The following is a 16,042-nucleotide window of genomic DNA, read 5'->3' as shown; positions in this document are numbered from 1 at the left end:
TTAAACGTTGAATTGTTTAAGTTCACTCACAGAAATCCTGTTTTCATAAATGGCTTTGCCGATGATAGCACCGGCGCACCCCGCTTCACGTAAGGCTTCCACGTCCTGGATATTACTTACGCCACCGCTGGCAATGAAATGGATGTTCTGAAAACGTTCCAGTATCTTCTTATATAAATCCACCGACGGACCTTGCAACAGGCCGTCTTTGGAGATGTCTGTACAAAATATGTTGTGTACACCCTTGTCAATGTTGGACAGCAGGAAGTCGTACACACTCAGCTCCGTTGTTTCGAGCCAGCCGCCAACGGCAATGTTTTCGCCCTTTACGTCTGCCCCGAGGAATATTTTATCTGCACCATATTGCGCTACCCAGCTGAAGAAAAGCCCCGGCTGTTTTACCGCCACACTACCGATGGTCGCCATGGCAGCACCGCTTTCAAATACGATACTGATATCTTTATCACTTTTGATCCCGCCGCCGAAATCAATCACCATACCGGTTTTACCAGCAATATCCTCCAGCACTTTCCAGTTCACCACGGCACCTTTTTTAGCGCCGTCAAGGTCAACCAGGTGCAGCCGGGTAATACCGGCATCTTCGAACTCCTTCGCTACTTCCAGCGGATGTTCGTTATAAATCGTTTTCTGTGCATAGTCGCCCTGTGTGAGGCGAACGCATTTTCCGCCGATAATGTCGATAGCGGGTATAATTTCGAAGGACATCAATTATAAGTTCAAAAAGCTTTCAATAAGTTTAGCACCGTGTTCGGCCGATTTCTCGGGGTGAAACTGTACGGCGTAGAAATTGTTCTTTTGCATCGCAGCGCTGTAATTGATCACGTAGTTAGCGATCGCGGTGGTTTCAGGCCCCAGTTCTGCATAATAGCTATGCACAAAATACATGTAAGCATTTTGCGGCACGTGCTCAAATATCTTGCTGTGCAAGCCGGTAATATTGTTCCAGCCGATCTGCGGGATCTTCAGCAGGTTTTCTACGGGCGAAGTGAATTTCTTTACGTTCAGATCGAATATGCCGAGACAATCGGTGTTGTTCTCCTCCGAATGTTTACACATCAGCTGCATGCCCAGGCAAATACCGAGTGTAGGCTGCTCCAGGTTTTTGATCACCTGGTCAAGCCCTTTTTCACGCAAATAGGCCATGGCCGTGCTGGCCTCGCCCACCCCGGGAAATATCACCTTGTCGGCTGCACGAATTTCCGCCGGATCGTCGGTCACGATGCCTTCCACATTCAGTCGCTCCAATGCGAACAGTACGGAGCGGATGTTGCCGGCGTTATATTTTATAATGACTGTTTTCATCTTCCTGGTTTGACTTGATACCCCTGATGTTAACGTATACTTTTTACAGTTTGCCTTTGTTGGAACAGTCAACTATTTTAGTTCCGTCCCTAATTGACCGCTATTGCAGAATGGCCTTCACAAACTTGTTGACCGTTTGCGGCACATCGCCGCCTGCTTCCAGCGCTTTCACAAATGCGCTACCGATGATGGCCCCGTTGCTATACGCGCTTGCGGACTCAAAAGTAGCTTTATCTTTTATACCAAACCCTATCAATACCGGGTTTTTCAATTGCATATTTTTGATTCGTTCGAAATACGCCTGCTGGCCTTCGAACTGCTTGTCCTTACCGGTCGTTGAGGAGGACGACACCGCGTACACAAATCCCCTGCTCAGCGAATCGATCTTACGGATGCGGGCGTCGCTGGTTTCGGGGGTGATGAGGAAGATCAGGTGCAGACCATACTTTTCGAACAGCGGCCGGTACTCCTCTTCGTACTCGTCCATCGGCAAATCGGGCAGGATGATGCCATCCACACCCGTTTCGGCGCATTGCTGCAGAAAAGCCTCCACGCCGAATTGCAACACCGGGTTAATGTATCCCATCAGGATAATAGGAAGGTTTACACTTTCCCGAACATCTTTCAGCTGCGAGAACAGGGTTTTAATACTCATTCCATTGGCAATGGCTTTCGTACTGCTCTCCTGGATCACCGGGCCATCTGCCAGCGGATCGGAAAAGGGCATGCCCAGTTCCACCATATCGGCGCCGGCAGCCTCCAGGGCTTTCATTACGGGCACTGTATCGTTTAAGGTGGGATAACCTGCGGTACAGTATATGTTCAAAACGTTTTGTTGCTTCTTACTGAAAAGTTGGTCAATGCGGTTCATTGCCTCTTATTTTTGAAGATTTTTGATATAAGTTTCCAGGTCTTTATCGCCGCGGCCGGAGAGGCAAACTACCACTACGTCGGATGGTTTCAGCTCCAGCTCCTTCAGTTTTGCCAGTGCGTGCGCGCTTTCCAGGGCGGGGATAATACCTTCGAGCCGGCAAAGCTCGTAGGCCGCCTGCAGCGATTCATCATCGGTCGCATTCAGGAATAGCCCGCGGCCGCTTTCGTACAAATGCGCATGCATCGGTCCAACGCCCGGGTAATCCAGACCAGCGGAAATAGAGTGTGGCTCTACGATCTGGCCATCTTCGGTTTGCATGAGCAGGGTTTTGCTCGCATGTATCACCCCTATCTTACCCAACTGGGAAGTAGCTGCGGAGTAACCGCTATGCACACCCTGGCCGGCTGCTTCTACGGCAACGAGCTTCACGCCTTCCTCTTCAGTAAAATGGAAGAATGTACCGGCCGCATTGCTACCGCCGCCTACACAGGCGATCACGTAAGCCGGCAATTCATTACCTGTTTTCTCTTTCAGCTGTGCGCGAATCTCTTCACTGATCACAGATTGAAAGCGGGCCACCATGTCCGGATAAGGATGCGGTCCTACTACGGAGCCGATGATATAATGTGTGTCCACCGGATTGTTGATCCAGTCGCGGATGGCTTCGTTCGTTGCGTCCTTCAGGGTTTGGCTGCCGCTGGTGGCGGCAATAACCTCTGCACCCAGCATTTTCATACGGGCCACGTTAGGCGCCTGGCGCTGAATATCTACGCTACCCATGTACACGATGCACTCTAATCCCATCAACGCACAAACGGTAGCCGTGGCTACGCCGTGCTGTCCCGCGCCGGTTTCTGCGATAATGCGCTTTTTACCGAGGCGTTTTGCCAGTAATATCTGGCCGATGGTATTGTTGATTTTATGAGCGCCGGTGTGGTTAAGGTCTTCACGTTTCAGGTAAATCTGCGCGCCATATTTTTCTGACAATCGTTTTGCGAGGTATAATGGAGAAGGGCGGCCTACATAGTCGCGCAGCAGGGCTTCAAACTCCTGCTGGAACGAGGGTTCGCTCATGATCTCCAGGTACTTTGTACGCAGCTCTTCTACGTTCGGGTACAGCATTTCGGGGATGTAAGCGCCGCCGAACCTGCCATAGTAGCCTTTCTCATTAACATGATACTTAGATCCCTTCGTGTTAACCGCTATGTTCATCGTAAGTTTATTTTACGGGTGATTGTTTAATGTTATCGATAAAAGTCTGCACCTGCTGCATGTCCTTTACGCCGGGTGCCGTTTCGAACTTGCTGTTCACATCTACCGCGAACAAGCCGGGCAACTTCAGGTCCAGCAAGATTTGTACCTGCGCCGGACCAATACCGCCGCTCAGGAAAAAAGGTGTTTTGTACGGGTACTGCTCCAGCAATGTCCAGTCGAACAACTGACCGTTGCCACCATAATCTTTGCCCGCTGTATCGAACAAAAAGTAGTCGCAAACACCTTCATAAGCGGCCAATGCGTCCAGGCTGCTCATCTCGCCACCAATCCGGAACGCTTTAATCACGACGGTTGCGGTTTTTACAGCGGCGCAGTATTCAGGTGATTCGTCGCCGTGCAGTTGTGCCGCATCCAGACCGTAATCCCTGATGATCTGCAATACCTGCTGTTGGGGCGCATTTACGAACACGCCCACTTTGCGGATGCCATTGCCCACTTCGCGCACGGTGCGCGCATCCAGCTTATTGCCTGCAAAACGCGGGGAGCGTTCGTAGAAAATGAAGCCGGCGTAGTCCGCGCCGCCTGCTACCAGCGATGCCAGTTGCGCTGCTTTCGTGATGCCGCAAACTTTTACTTTCATATGCTTTTCAGTTGCTCCTTCAGGTAATTGGCGAAGGTTTCAAAGGAAGCTGGTGGATTTTCCTGCTTCATAAAATGCTCACCGATCAGGAAGCCATCGAAGCCTGCTTTCTTAAGCGACACGATGCTCGCCACATCATTAATACCGCTTTCGGCTACTTTATATTTATCTGAAGGAATCTGTTCTGCCAGTTCGAACGAGCGGTTAATGTCCACGGTAAACGTAGTGAGGTCGCGGTTATTCACGCCTACCAGGTGTACAGAAGGCGCCACTTTTTCTAACTGGGGCAAACTGTTCACTTCCAGCAACACTTCCAGGCCAAGGTCTTCGGCATATTTAGAGAGATGCGCTACCTCGTCTTTCGTTAAACACTCTGCGATCAACAGGATTACATCCGCACCAATCGCTTTCGCTTCGGCAATCTGGTATTCATCTATCACAAAATCTTTACGCAAAATGGGGATGCGGTTGATCGCACGCGCTTCTTTCAGATCTTCTACAGACCCGCCAAAGTAAGGACCATCGGTCAGTACTGACAGACCCGAAGCACCGTAACGAGAATACGCGCAGGTAATATCTTTCACCGAATACCGGTCATTGATAATTCCTTTGGACGGTGATTTACGTTTAAACTCGGCAATGATGCCTGTACGGTCCGGCATACGCAGGAACTCGCGAAGGGAAAATGGATTACATCTGTATAAAGGCGACCGGTTCAAGTCTTCGATGCTGCGCAGTTTCTTGCGCTCCGCCACTTCTACCTTCTTGGTTTCAACGATCTCAGATAAAATGTTTTTCATGCCGGTGTTTATTGGAGACTGATCAATTTTTGGAATGACTTGTACGCTTTGCCCGATTCCAGCGATTCTACCGCCGCCTGGAAACAGCTATCATAATCCTTGTAAGTACCCAGGCAATGTAATCCCATAGCGGAATTAGCCAGTACTACAGAGTTTTGCGCCCAGGTACCTTCGCCCTTCAGCACCTTAGTAAAAATCCTGGCTGCTTCTTCGGTAGTAGCACCGCCGTAAATATCCTGCGGCGTTACTTTACGTTTGCCCAGTGCCTCTGGCGTCCAGTTATGTTCGCCCAGGTTGGATATTACTTTGGTATCGCCGGTGAGCGAAATTTCATCGTAACCGTCCAGGCTGTGCACAATCACGAAGCGTTTATCGGTCTGTTGGAAAAGATAGTTATAAATCCTCGCCATTTCAAGACTATACACGCCTATCAGCTGTGATTTTGCGAAAGCCGGATTTACCAGTGGGCCCAACATATTGAAGAACGTACGAACCCCCAACTGACGACGCACAGGCGCTACGTTCTTTAAAGCCGGGTGAAACAGTGGCGCATGCAGGAAACAGATGCCTGCTTCTTCCAGTTCTTTCTTCAGTGCGTCCTGGTTATTTTTGAATTTGTAGCCAACCAGCTCCATCACGTTGGAAGCGCCGCTTACGGACGATACGCCGTAGTTGCCATGCTTCGCTACTTTACCACCCGCACCGGCTACGATGAAGCAGGATAAGGTGGAGATGTTGAACGTGTTCTTCTGATCGCCGCCAGTACCTACGATATCAAGCACGTCGTGGCCGTTCAAATCGACGGGCACGCACATCTCCAGCAAAGCTTCCCGGAAGCCGAGCAGCTCGTCAATGGTAATGGTGCGCATGAGGAACACGGTCATAAATGCTGCGAGTTCGCTTTCATTGTATTGGCCTTTGCCAATGCCGGTCAGGATTTCTTTTGCGCCTTCGCGGGTAAATGTTTTATGTTCGAAAAGATAATTGAGTATTTTTTTCATTTGGTTTGATGTTAATGGTGAGAAAAAAGTGGTTGCCTATTTCTCCAGCCAGTTCCGCAAAATCTGCTCTCCTCTTGGTGTGAGCACGCTTTCGGGATGGAACTGTACACCGCTTACGTCGTAAGTAGTATGCTGTAACGCCATTACATAACCATGTGCATCTTTGGCGGTAATTTCCAGTTCGGCGGGCAATGATTTTTCATCCACTACCCAGGAATGGTAACGCCCCACTTCCAGCTCATCGGGCAGTTGATTAAACAGCCTGCCGCTGCGGGATATGATGTTTACAGGCGTGGCTACGCCATGATATACTTCGGAAAGATTGATTAATTTGCCGCCAAAGGCTTCGCCAATGGCTTGCTGACCGAGGCATACGCCGAATATGGACTTACTGGCCGCATATTCTTTGATCAGCGGAAGCAGTAAACCTGCTTCTTCAGGAATGCCAGGACCAGGCGACAAAATAATCTTATCATACGCTTTAACGTCTTCCAGCCTGATCTTATCATTACGGTGCACTGTCACTTTACCGTTGATGATCTTCTCCACCAGGTGCACCAGGTTATAGGTGAAAGAATCGTAGTTATCGAAAACGAGGATGTTCATTGTCAGATGTTTTGCGCCTTGATGATGGCCTGTTTCAGTGCATTCAGTTTGTTGTTCACTTCTTCCAGTTCGGATTTGGCTACCGATTTGGCGACAACGCCTGCCCCGGCCTGGTAGTACAGTGTGTTGTTTTTGCTCAGCATAGAGCGGATCATGATCGCGTGATTAAAGTCGCCGTTGAAGCCTACGAAACCAACGCAACCGCCGTAGAAGCCGCGCGAGGTAGGTTCATATTTGTCGATCAGTTCCATAGCTTTAAATTTCGGTGCGCCGGAAAGCGTGCCTGCCGGGAACGTATCTGCCAGGATGCTGAATGGCGGTATACCTCCGTTGATCTTGCCGGTTACTTCACTTACCAGGTGAATCACATGCGAATAGAAATGGATCTGCCTGTAAGAAGTTACTTCCACTTCCGTCGCGTGCCTGCTAAGGTCGTTGCGGGCAAGGTCTACGAGCATCACATGTTCCGCATTTTCTTTCGGATCCTCCAAAAGCTGTGCGGCCAGTTGTTTGTCCTGCTCATCGTTGCCCGTACGACGGAACGTGCCGGCAATAGGATGGATCACCGCTTTACCATTGCGCATAATTAACTGCGCTTCGGGCGAAGAACCCATCAGTTTATAATCACCGTAATCAAAGTAAAAAAGATAAGGGGAAGGGTTAATGGAGCGAAGGGCGCGATACACGTTAAACTCGTCACCGGAGAATTGCTGGGAGAAAGAGCGGGACAATACGATCTGGAAAACATCTCCGCGAAAGCAGTGTTCGCGGCCCTTTTCTACCATTTGCATGTATTGCTCGCCGGTCATATTACTCTGTTCCTCTCCTTTTGGTGCGAACGGATACGCCGGGAAATCTTTAATGCGGATGAGCGATTCAATCTGGTCAAACTCGCTTTCCACCCCATCTATCGCGTTTTCGCAGAGATACATTTCATCTTTAAAGTGATTGATAACGATCACATATTGATAGAAACGATAGCGCATGAGTGGAATGGTGTTGCCGTTCGCTTCGCGCTTCTGGAACTTGATGGTTTCAAAGAACTGTACGGAATCAAACGTACTGTAGCCGTAAAGCCCTTCTGTAAACGGAACGGGCGACTTCTCAACGAACTTGAAGCTCTTTAAGAAGTTATCCATTTCCTTTAACACTTCGGCCGGACTGCTTAACTGCCGGCGTTCCGGTTCCCGGTTAGGGTATTTGAATTCGAAAATATCCGTGGACGTTACTTCAATACCTGCAATAGGTTTGATGGCAATAAAAGAGTAACTGTTTTCGCTGGCGTGGGAGTCCGTGCTCTCCAGGAGGATGGAGCCAGGAAATTTGTCCCTGATTCGCAGGTAAATGCTCACCGGCGTAAACACATCGGCCAGCATTTGTTTGTATTTCGTCCGTACCTCAATCTGTTTCATGATAGAACGCAGTGTTGACTTTTGTACCAGGCGTTTTGCCCGGGGATGGCTGAATATTACTTTCGGATATTTCGCTTCTTTCTCCGTTCCGGAACCGGCCTAAAAAGCAGAAGGCCCGCTGTGTACCAGCGAGCCTTCAAATATTTGTAATACAAACATGGCACTGTTACACAGCGTAAGCTCTGGAAACGTGCCACCAATATTTGTATGTGAAAGTCTTTGTCATATCGGGAACAAATATGCAAGGAATTTCGCACAATTACAAATTTATTTTAGAGCACGCCCTTTGTACTGGGAAGCTGCATTTTATCAGGATTGCGCTTCACCGCCATTTTAATCGCTTTAGCAAAAGTCTTAAAGATGGCCTCGATTTTATGATGCTCGTTCTCGCCTTCCGCCTTCACGTTCAGGTTGGCTTTTGCCGCGTCTGAGAAGGATTTGAAGAAGTGGAAAAACATCTCAGTCGGCATATCTCCTACTTTCTCTCTTTTGAACTCCGCATCCCAAACGATCCAGTTGCGACCGCCGAAATCGATGGCTACCTGGGCCAGACAGTCGTCCATGGGCAGGCAGAAACCATAACGCTCCATGCCTTTTTTATCTGCCAAAGCGGCTCCAATGGCTTCTCCCAGCGCGATCCCCGTGTCTTCGATCGTATGATGCTCGTCAATATGCAGATCTCCTTTAGCAATGATCTCGAGGTCGATGCTGCCGTGGCGCGCGATCTGATCGAGCATATGGTCGAAGAAGTGCAGGCCGGTGCTGATGTTCGCTTTACCGGTGCCGTCGAGGTTTAGTTTTATACGGATGTCTGTTTCCTTGGTAGTGCGAACATGTTCTACTTCGCGGATGCCAATCTTCAGGAACTCATAAATCCTTTGCCAGTCGGTGGTTTCCAGCGCAACAACGTTTTGCAGTTTCGCCGCATCGTCATTCACTTCTGTTGCACCCAATGCTGCATCTTCCTTCATCCAGATGGCTTTGGCACCCAGGTTCATGGCGAGTTGCACGTCCGTAATACGATCCCCGATCACGAAGCTGTTGGCCATATCGTAATCGCCGCTCAGGTATTGGGTAAGCATGCCTGTGCCCGGTTTGCGGGTGGGCTTGTTCTCATGCGGAAAACTGCAGTCGATGCAGATGTTGGCGAATACCACACCTTCGTTTTCAAAGGAACGAAGAATGTGTTTTTGCGCGGGCCAGAAGGTATCCTCCGGGAATGAATCTGTACCCATACCGTCCTGGTTGCTCACCATGACCAGCTCATAATCCAGTTCGGCGGCTATTTTAGCGAGATAAGTAAATACCTTGGGATAGAACTCCACTTTCTCCAGGCTGTCGATCTGGTAGGTTGGTGGCTGTTCTTTGATCATGGTGCCGTCGCGGTCGATGAAGAGTACTCTTTTCATGCTTGTAATGCGTTTAACAGTTGAACATTTTCTTCCGGCGTGCCTACGGTAATGCGAAGGCAACCTGCACACAGCTCCACTTTAGAGCGATCGCGTACGATAATGCCCTGTTCTACCAGTTTGTTGTACAAACCTTTCGCGTCCGTCGTTTTAGCCAGTACGAAGTTGGCGTCGCTGGGATATACTTTTTGTACGACGGGCAGCTGTAACAGTCCGGCTACGAGCTTTTCGCGCTCCGCCACTGTTTCACGGATCCAGTCGTTCACCTTTTCTGTGTTGTTCAACGCTTCTTCTACCAATTCCTGGGTGGATTGATTGATGTTATACGGCGGCTTGATTTTATTCATCACATCGATCACAGGCTCACCCGCAAAGGCCATACCCAGGCGCAAACCAGCGAGTCCCCAGGCTTTGGAGAGGGTTTGCAACACAACCAGGTTCGGATACTCCGTAAGCTCCTGGATGAATGTTTTTTGTTTTGCGAAGTTGATGTACGCTTCATCGATCACTACAATCCCATCGAAATTATTCAGCACCATTTCAATATCCTCACGGTTGATGGAATTACCGGTAGGGTTATTGGGCGAACAGATAAAAATGAGTTTCGTGTTTTCATCGATGGCTTGCTCCAGCGCAGGTAAGTCAAGTTGAAAATCTTCGGTGAGGCTCACTTTGCGGATAACCGTGTCGTTGATATTGGCACTTACTTCGTACATGCCATAAGTCGGTGGACAAAGCACCACGTTATCAACACCCGGGCGACAGAATGCACGATAGAGTACATCTATACATTCATCGCTGCCATTACCGAGAAAAATATTTTGCGGCGGAACACCTTTAATGTCGGCCAGTTTGTATTTGATCTTCCACTGCATGGGATCCGGGTAACGGTTGTAATCCTTTGGCAGCGGTGAGCCGAAGCTATTTTCATTAGCATCGAGATAAACGCTGGCTTCTCCTTTAAACTCATCTCTTGCGGAAGAGTAAGGCACCAGTCTTTTGATATTATCGCGAAGCAGATTATTTAAGTCGAACATAATTCAAAGCATTAATTGTTGATAGCTTTTAAACGAACGGTTACAGCCAGTTTGTGTGCATCCAGCCCCTCTGCGGCGGCCATGGTTTCGATGAACGGCCCCAGTTGCTGCAAGCCTTCGTGGCTCAGTCGCTGGAATGTGATCTTCTTCACAAAGCTGTCGAGCGATACGCCGCTGTAGGCAGTAGCATAGCCATTGGTGGGCAAGGTGTGGTTGGTACCGGAAGCATAGTCGCCTGCACTTTCGGGAGAGTAATTGCCGAGAAACACCGAGCCTGCATTTACCACCCGATCGGCGATGGCCTCATCGTCTGCACAGGCCACGATCAGGTGTTCGGGGGCATAGGCGTTCAATAATTCCATGGCTTCATCCAGCGATTGTACGAGCAGCAGTTTACTGTTGCCTAATGCCTTTTCTGCGATATCGCGGCGGGGCAGTTCGGCCAGCTGTTTTTCCACGGCGGCTTTCACGTCAGTTATTACTTTTTCTGAAGTAGTGACCAATACTACCTGGCTGTCCGGACCATGCTCGGCCTGCGACAACAAATCAGCTGCTACGAAATCAGGCACACAGGTATCGTCTGCCAGCACCGCCACTTCCGAAGGGCCTGCAGGCATATCGATGGCGAGTCCGGCTTTGCTTACCAGTTGCTTGGCGCAGGTAACATACTGGTTACCCGGACCGAAGATTTTGTACACCCGTGGTACACTTTCCGTACCGTAGGCCATGGCGCCAATCGCCTGTACGCCACCAATGCCGAACACGCGGGTAATGCCCACCAGTTGTGCGGTGTAAAGGATAGCAGGGTGAATGCCACCTTTACCTGCAGGTGAACAGAGCACGATTTCCTTACAGCCCGCGAGCTTAGCGGGAATGCCGAGCATCAGGATGGTAGAGAACAATGGTGCGGAACCGCCGGGAATGTACAACCCCACTTTCTCAATCGCCGTGGCGCGGCGCCAGCATTGCACGCCAGGCATTGTTTCTACGACGGTAGTCGCTTCTGCCTGCCGTTTATGGAACGTTTCAATATTACTTTTTGCCTGTTGGATGGCTGCCTTCAGCTCCTCGCTTACCTGTGCTGCAGCGGCTTCGAACTGCGCTTCGCTGATGCTGAGTTCATTCAGTTCTGCCTTATCGAACTGCAGCGCATATTTGCGGATAGCTGCATCGCCATTGGCTTTAACATCATCCAGGATAGCCGCTACACGGCTTTCGAGGTCACGTGTATCGAAGGCCGGCCTTTGCAGGATGCTATTCCAGGTGCTTTTTTCCGGGTAACGGATATATTGCATCTCCTTTAGTTTTGCGGTTTATATCACCATTTTTTCGATCGGCACTACGAGGATGCCCTGGGCACCGGCGGCTTTCAGGCTTTCGATAATGTCCCAGAAGTCATTTTCGTTCAGCACGGAGTGTACAGAGCTCCAGCCGGCTTCTGCGAGTGGCAGTACGGTGGGGCTTTTCATGCCGGGCAGCAGGCTGATGATCTGGGCCAGGTTATCGTTCGGTGCGTTCAGCAGCACGTACTTGTTATTCTTGGCTTTTTTCACCGCCTTGATGCGGAACAACAATTTGTCCAGGATCTGGATTTGCTCGGCTGTGAGGCTTTTATTAGCGATTAATACCGCTTCTGACTTCAGCACGGTTTCCACCTCTTTCAAACCATTCATGAATAAAGTAGATCCGCTGCTCACCAGGTCACAGATCGCTTCTGCCAAACCTATACCGGGAGCGATTTCCACCGATCCGCTGATCTCATGAATTTCTGCGGTGATATTATTTTTAGACAGGAACTGTTCGAGGATTACCGGGTAGCTGGTCGCGATGCGCATGTTCTGCATATCTTTTACCGACGTGTATTCCATGCCTTTAGGCACTGCGAGCGAAAGGCGGCATTTGCCAAAGCCCAGTTTCTCGATCGCATCTACGGTGCGTGCTTTTTCCAGCACTACGTTTTCTCCCACGATACCAATGTCGGCTACGCCATCTTCCACGTATTGCGGAATATCATCGTCGCGCAGGAAAAACACTTCCAGGGGGAAGTTGCTGGCTTCCGTTTTGAGCTTGTTAACGCCATTGTTCATGTCAATACCGCATTCTTTCAGCAGTTTGATAGAATCGTCGTGTAGACGGCCTGATTTCTGAATCGCAATTCTTAGCTTTTGCATTGTTTCTGGGTTTTGGCAGGCGTCAGCCGGCAGCCGAAAATAAAAAAGGCTTACCGGAACCGGTAAGCCTTTGATGATGTTTTTATATCTTTTTATCGTACATAAAATCATCCCAGCCTACCGGCGCGGTAAGAATGATGATGATGGATATGTACGTTGTTATTTTTCATTTCGGGTACAAAAGTAACAAGTATTGGGGAAAATGCAACTATTTTTTGAAAAAAGAGTCAAAGCCGCCATAGTAGCCGCATCCACCCTAAAAATTTTCAGAAAGCCTTATCCGCAAATGCTTTAAGGCAAGTTTCATGTGCGTTTTAACCGAATTGATGGAAATACCCATGCTGGAGGCCGTTTCGTGATACTTTTGTTCATCAAGATAAATTGAGGTGAATACCTGTAAGCGTTGCGGGGGCATTTCATTCACGGCGTTAACGAGCACCTCCTTCACTTCGGCGGCGAAAGCCTCTGGTAGTACGTAATTGAGAAGACTGGCCTGGTAGTCCTGTTCCCTGGTTTCCTGTAAGGCCCTTTTGCTGAGGTGATTAAAACATCTGTTCTTAACGGCCCGCCACATATAACTTTCCATGTCCTCAATCTGGTAATACTCCCGTTTTTCCCAAATGTCCGCAAACAGGTTAATCACCACATCTTTGGCATCTTCCTTATTGCCGAGAATAGCGTACGCGGCGATGCAAAACACCTCATACTTCTGCCTGTAAACTGTCTCAAATGTAGCTGCTTCCATTTTTCAAAACATTGCCCCCTCCTCATGTTGGAAAACACGAAGACTGGGTCTTAAGCTAATAATAAAACGGACTGGAAAATAACAGGTTACACAATGCGACGATGAAAGTTTAGCCCTACATGGCTCCTAAAGTTGACAAACTATTCCTAACAATTCACGCCGCAAATCTAAGGATGATGGGGGGACTTTAAAAGCGTCTGCTTGTTAATGTGTGGTTAAACGTATGAGCAAAAGAAAGAATTGGAGGCCAGGAATGGCCCCCACTACTATAGACACTTAATAAATGCCATCGATGCACATTAAATAGTACCGATGTACTAAGAAGACCGCTAAAGAGCCTTTCGGGGTGAACGCTCTTTAAAAATATCTTAACATATTATATATGATAAAGTGTTTTCGCATTGGTGTTAAATACGTTCAGGCGCAAAAGTTCCTTCTCGTTTTTTTCACAGATTTTGTATTTTGTATGCAGATAGGGCTCATAGGACGAGTCAGCGCAAATACAGATTGCAAGCCCTGTGACGAATGAGCAGGAAGACAAGAAGAAAAACAGGAAACAGTACCACCGCCATCATATGCGACCGGATCAGAGGGAAAAAATTGATACGCTATTATTACGCGAAATATCTGGCAACCTATCCTCCGCGGATACAGCTGTATTACAGCAGTACGCGAGTGAAGATCAGGAAGTCCGTTCCCTGTGGCATACCCTTCGTGCGCGCATCAATTCCGCGGAAGGGCAGCAGTTTAAACAAAGCCTCAATGCTGATGCAGACTGGCCGCTCGTTTCGCAACGCATACAGGAAAACAAACGACGCACACGCGAACGTAAATTAAGATTCGGATTACTCCTCACCTCTTTGATTGCCATTATCGTTTACGCTTGTACGTTATATATCAGGCAGCTTACGTTTCATCCATCCGTGACGAAACAGTCGGGAACGGGTAAGGACGGAAAGCCTGCGAAGGTGCATTATTATGATAAGGGGAAATAGCGTGAAGCTGCTGAAGTGAGTGACACAACGGCGGCTGAAGAGAAAGATAAAAGCCGATAAAAAAACAAGGCGGCCGGTATTACACCGGCCGCCTGCCTTTATCAACCAACCTAATCATCACTCATAGCCGTTAGGCTTGAGCAATGGGTTGGAGTTGAGCGCGCGTTGCGGGATCGGGAACACGCTGCGGTCTTTGCCATCTACAGGCTTATCCCACCACTCGGCGCCAAATCGGTCCCAGCGAACGAGGTCGGTGCGTCGGTGGCGTTCGCCGATAAACTCGCGACCTAGTTCGATCACAAATTCATCGTCGGTAAGTTTTGCCAGGTTGGCCGCATAGCTGGTACCAGCCCAGGCAGCCACGGGAAAGTTGCGCTTACGCACTGCATCCAGCAAGGTGGCAGCACCTGCTTTATCGTTGGCGCGGTACTTACATTCAGCCAGCGAGTAATAAATTTCGGCCAGGCGAATTTCCGGTACAGAGTTGAACTGGAACAACTCTTTGGTCATCGGCAACCAGGGGAACTTCATGAGCCTTACGCCTGAATTTTCTTCACCGGTTGTTACGTGCGAGCCTTCGGCCCAGCGGCCACCGGGCTTTTCAGAGAAACGGCCTACCATATCCACATAAGCGAGTGGTTTACCATTGTACTCCTCTGTGCCATTCACCGGCTTCGTACTATCGAAACCGTAACCACGCGAATAGTTAAACTCATACTGCTGACCAACGAGGAAAAATCCTTCATGGGAGCCGGCAGCATCGGTAGTTTTGAATGGTTGTTTACGATAGTCGGTAGCCTCGTAGCGCTCGTAAGGCATGCCCAGCTTGTAAGGCAGCAGGTTCCCATCTACATCGCGCGAAGGTGTCAGATGAATGCCGTTCCAACCACCCCAGTCGTTGTCCAGCGAATAACGGGCCTGGTAGTGCATGGTGGCATTGTATATCCAACCCAATTCGTAGATATTTTTCGCGTGGGGAAACTCGAAAATGTTCTCCGGAGAACGAACGTTTTTCAAGCCGGAACGGAACGGGCCACGGTAGTCAGCGTCCAGGGAATAGGTGCCGTACTTGCCATCGATAATTTCCTGGGCGATGGTGGCGCACTCGGTATACTTGGGCGTGCCGATCCATTTTTCTGCATTGAGGTATAAACGCACGAGCAGCGCCGCCGCTCCACCCTGGTCCCAACGACCGGCATGCCCATTCTTCGGCAACCCGGGCAGCGATTCTTTCAACTCCGTTTCTATGTAGTTGAACACCTCCTGCGGGGTGCTTTGTGCTTCGATTTTCTGCGGCTCTTTGTAGATCGGTACCGTGCGGAAGTAATCGATCAGGAACAGGTAGAACCAGGCACGTAGCGTGCGCAGCTCCGAAAGGTGTTGTGCCTTGTCGGTTTCCGGTAGGCCGAAGCGGGCGTAGTCGAGCTTTTCGATGTCAGCAGAAATTACGTTGCATTGCCCGATGCCCTGGTACGGGCCTACCCAGCCGCCGTTAATATGGCCATCGTCCACGTTCCAGCTATGGCCATGCAGGCGAATCCAGTCGCCGCCATCGTAGCCGTGTTTACCTTTTTGCGTCCAAACAAAGTTATCGGCCGTAAGTTCGGACAGCAGCCAGCGATCACCATCCCAGCCGCACCAGTGGCCATGTTCGTAAGGCCTTAGCAAAGCTGCAATTACAGAGTTTTTATCCTGGTAGTAATTGCCCGAGGGCAGGATGTCAAACGGCTCCTCGTCCAGGTTCGTACAGGCGCCGGATAACAGCGTTATACCAAGCAGCAGGGTGCCTATCTTCTTTATGTTCATTTTCATCT

16 protein-coding genes are annotated in these 16,042 nt (G+C 49.5%); 1 reads left to right on the top strand and 15 read right to left on the bottom strand.

Annotated features, from left to right (window positions below; all coding sequences use genetic code 11):
* From hisA to MKQ68_RS01820, 14 genes are all read right to left on the bottom strand, one after another.
* Complete coding sequence (gene hisA, locus MKQ68_RS01885; protein WP_264281839.1) at positions 1–726, bottom strand: 1-(5-phosphoribosyl)-5-[(5-phosphoribosylamino)methylideneamino]imidazole-4-carboxamide isomerase; 726 nt, start codon at positions 724–726, stop codon at positions 1–3.
* Positions 727–729: 3 nt separating this feature from the next.
* On the bottom strand, positions 730–1,323 hold the full coding sequence (gene hisH, locus MKQ68_RS01880) for an imidazole glycerol phosphate synthase subunit HisH (protein ID WP_264281838.1): 594 nt from the start codon (positions 1,321–1,323) through the stop codon (positions 730–732).
* Positions 1,324–1,423: 100 nt separating this feature from the next.
* Complete coding sequence (gene trpA, locus MKQ68_RS01875; RefSeq protein ID WP_264281837.1) at positions 1,424–2,194, bottom strand: tryptophan synthase subunit alpha; 771 nt, start codon at positions 2,192–2,194, stop codon at positions 1,424–1,426.
* Positions 2,195–2,200: 6 nt separating this feature from the next.
* Positions 2,201–3,409 carry a tryptophan synthase subunit beta gene (gene trpB / locus MKQ68_RS01870; protein WP_264281836.1) on the bottom strand — a complete coding sequence of 403 codons (1,209 nt, stop codon included), beginning with the start codon at positions 3,407–3,409 and terminating at the stop codon, positions 2,201–2,203.
* Between the two features lie 7 nt (positions 3,410–3,416).
* On the bottom strand, positions 3,417–4,052 hold the full coding sequence (locus tag MKQ68_RS01865; RefSeq protein WP_264281835.1) for a phosphoribosylanthranilate isomerase: 636 nt from the start codon (positions 4,050–4,052) through the stop codon (positions 3,417–3,419).
* Positions 4,049–4,852, bottom strand: coding sequence for an indole-3-glycerol phosphate synthase TrpC (gene trpC / locus MKQ68_RS01860; protein WP_264281834.1), 804 nt, complete (start codon positions 4,850–4,852; stop codon positions 4,049–4,051). Before trpC ends, MKQ68_RS01865 begins: the two co-directional genes overlap by 4 nt.
* 8 nt (positions 4,853–4,860) lie before the next feature.
* Positions 4,861–5,853, bottom strand: coding sequence for an anthranilate phosphoribosyltransferase (trpD, locus tag MKQ68_RS01855; protein WP_264281833.1), 993 nt, complete (start codon positions 5,851–5,853; stop codon positions 4,861–4,863).
* A 36-nt stretch (positions 5,854–5,889) separates the two neighbouring features.
* The gene (locus tag MKQ68_RS01850; protein ID WP_264281832.1) at positions 5,890–6,459 is read right to left on the bottom strand and encodes an anthranilate synthase component II; all 570 of its coding nucleotides are present in this window, start codon (positions 6,457–6,459) and stop codon (positions 5,890–5,892) included.
* A gap of 2 nt (positions 6,460–6,461) precedes the next feature.
* Positions 6,462–7,871 carry an anthranilate synthase component I family protein gene (locus tag MKQ68_RS01845; RefSeq protein ID WP_264281831.1) on the bottom strand — a complete coding sequence of 470 codons (1,410 nt, stop codon included), beginning with the start codon at positions 7,869–7,871 and terminating at the stop codon, positions 6,462–6,464.
* 272 nt (positions 7,872–8,143) lie between these two features.
* Complete coding sequence (gene hisB, locus MKQ68_RS01840; RefSeq protein ID WP_244837100.1) at positions 8,144–9,280, bottom strand: bifunctional histidinol-phosphatase/imidazoleglycerol-phosphate dehydratase HisB; 1,137 nt, start codon at positions 9,278–9,280, stop codon at positions 8,144–8,146.
* Positions 9,277–10,317: a histidinol-phosphate transaminase gene (gene hisC / locus MKQ68_RS01835; protein ID WP_264281830.1), complete on the bottom strand. Its 1,041-nt coding sequence runs from the start codon at positions 10,315–10,317 to the stop codon at positions 9,277–9,279. The genes hisB and hisC overlap by 4 nt, the downstream gene beginning before the upstream one ends.
* A gap of 11 nt (positions 10,318–10,328) precedes the next feature.
* On the bottom strand, positions 10,329–11,612 hold the full coding sequence (gene hisD, locus MKQ68_RS01830; RefSeq protein ID WP_264281829.1) for a histidinol dehydrogenase: 1,284 nt from the start codon (positions 11,610–11,612) through the stop codon (positions 10,329–10,331).
* A gap of 18 nt (positions 11,613–11,630) precedes the next feature.
* Positions 11,631–12,488, bottom strand: a complete 858-nt coding sequence (hisG, locus tag MKQ68_RS01825) for an ATP phosphoribosyltransferase (RefSeq protein ID WP_264281828.1) — start codon at positions 12,486–12,488, stop codon at positions 11,631–11,633.
* Between the two features lie 256 nt (positions 12,489–12,744).
* Positions 12,745–13,233 carry a sigma-70 family RNA polymerase sigma factor gene (locus MKQ68_RS01820; RefSeq protein WP_264281827.1) on the bottom strand — a complete coding sequence of 163 codons (489 nt, stop codon included), beginning with the start codon at positions 13,231–13,233 and terminating at the stop codon, positions 12,745–12,747.
* A 575-nt stretch (positions 13,234–13,808) separates the two neighbouring features.
* On the opposite strand from MKQ68_RS01820, the gene MKQ68_RS01815 reads away from it, so the two are divergent.
* The gene (locus tag MKQ68_RS01815; protein ID WP_264281826.1) at positions 13,809–14,228 is read left to right on the top strand and encodes a hypothetical protein; all 420 of its coding nucleotides are present in this window, start codon (positions 13,809–13,811) and stop codon (positions 14,226–14,228) included.
* 117 nt (positions 14,229–14,345) lie between these two features.
* On the opposite strand, the gene MKQ68_RS01810 is transcribed toward MKQ68_RS01815, so the two are convergent.
* A complete protein-coding gene (locus MKQ68_RS01810) occupies positions 14,346–16,040 on the bottom strand; it encodes a RagB/SusD family nutrient uptake outer membrane protein (RefSeq protein WP_264281825.1) in 1,695 nt (564 codons plus the stop codon).
* Between the last annotated feature and the right edge of the window lie 2 nt (positions 16,041–16,042).

Origin of the sequence: Chitinophaga horti (assembly GCF_022867795.2) — a bacterium.
Lineage (GTDB): Bacteria > Bacteroidota > Bacteroidia > Chitinophagales > Chitinophagaceae > Chitinophaga > Chitinophaga horti.
Note: the sequence above shows the minus strand (reverse complement) of the source record. Positions and strands in the feature narration are given on the sequence as shown.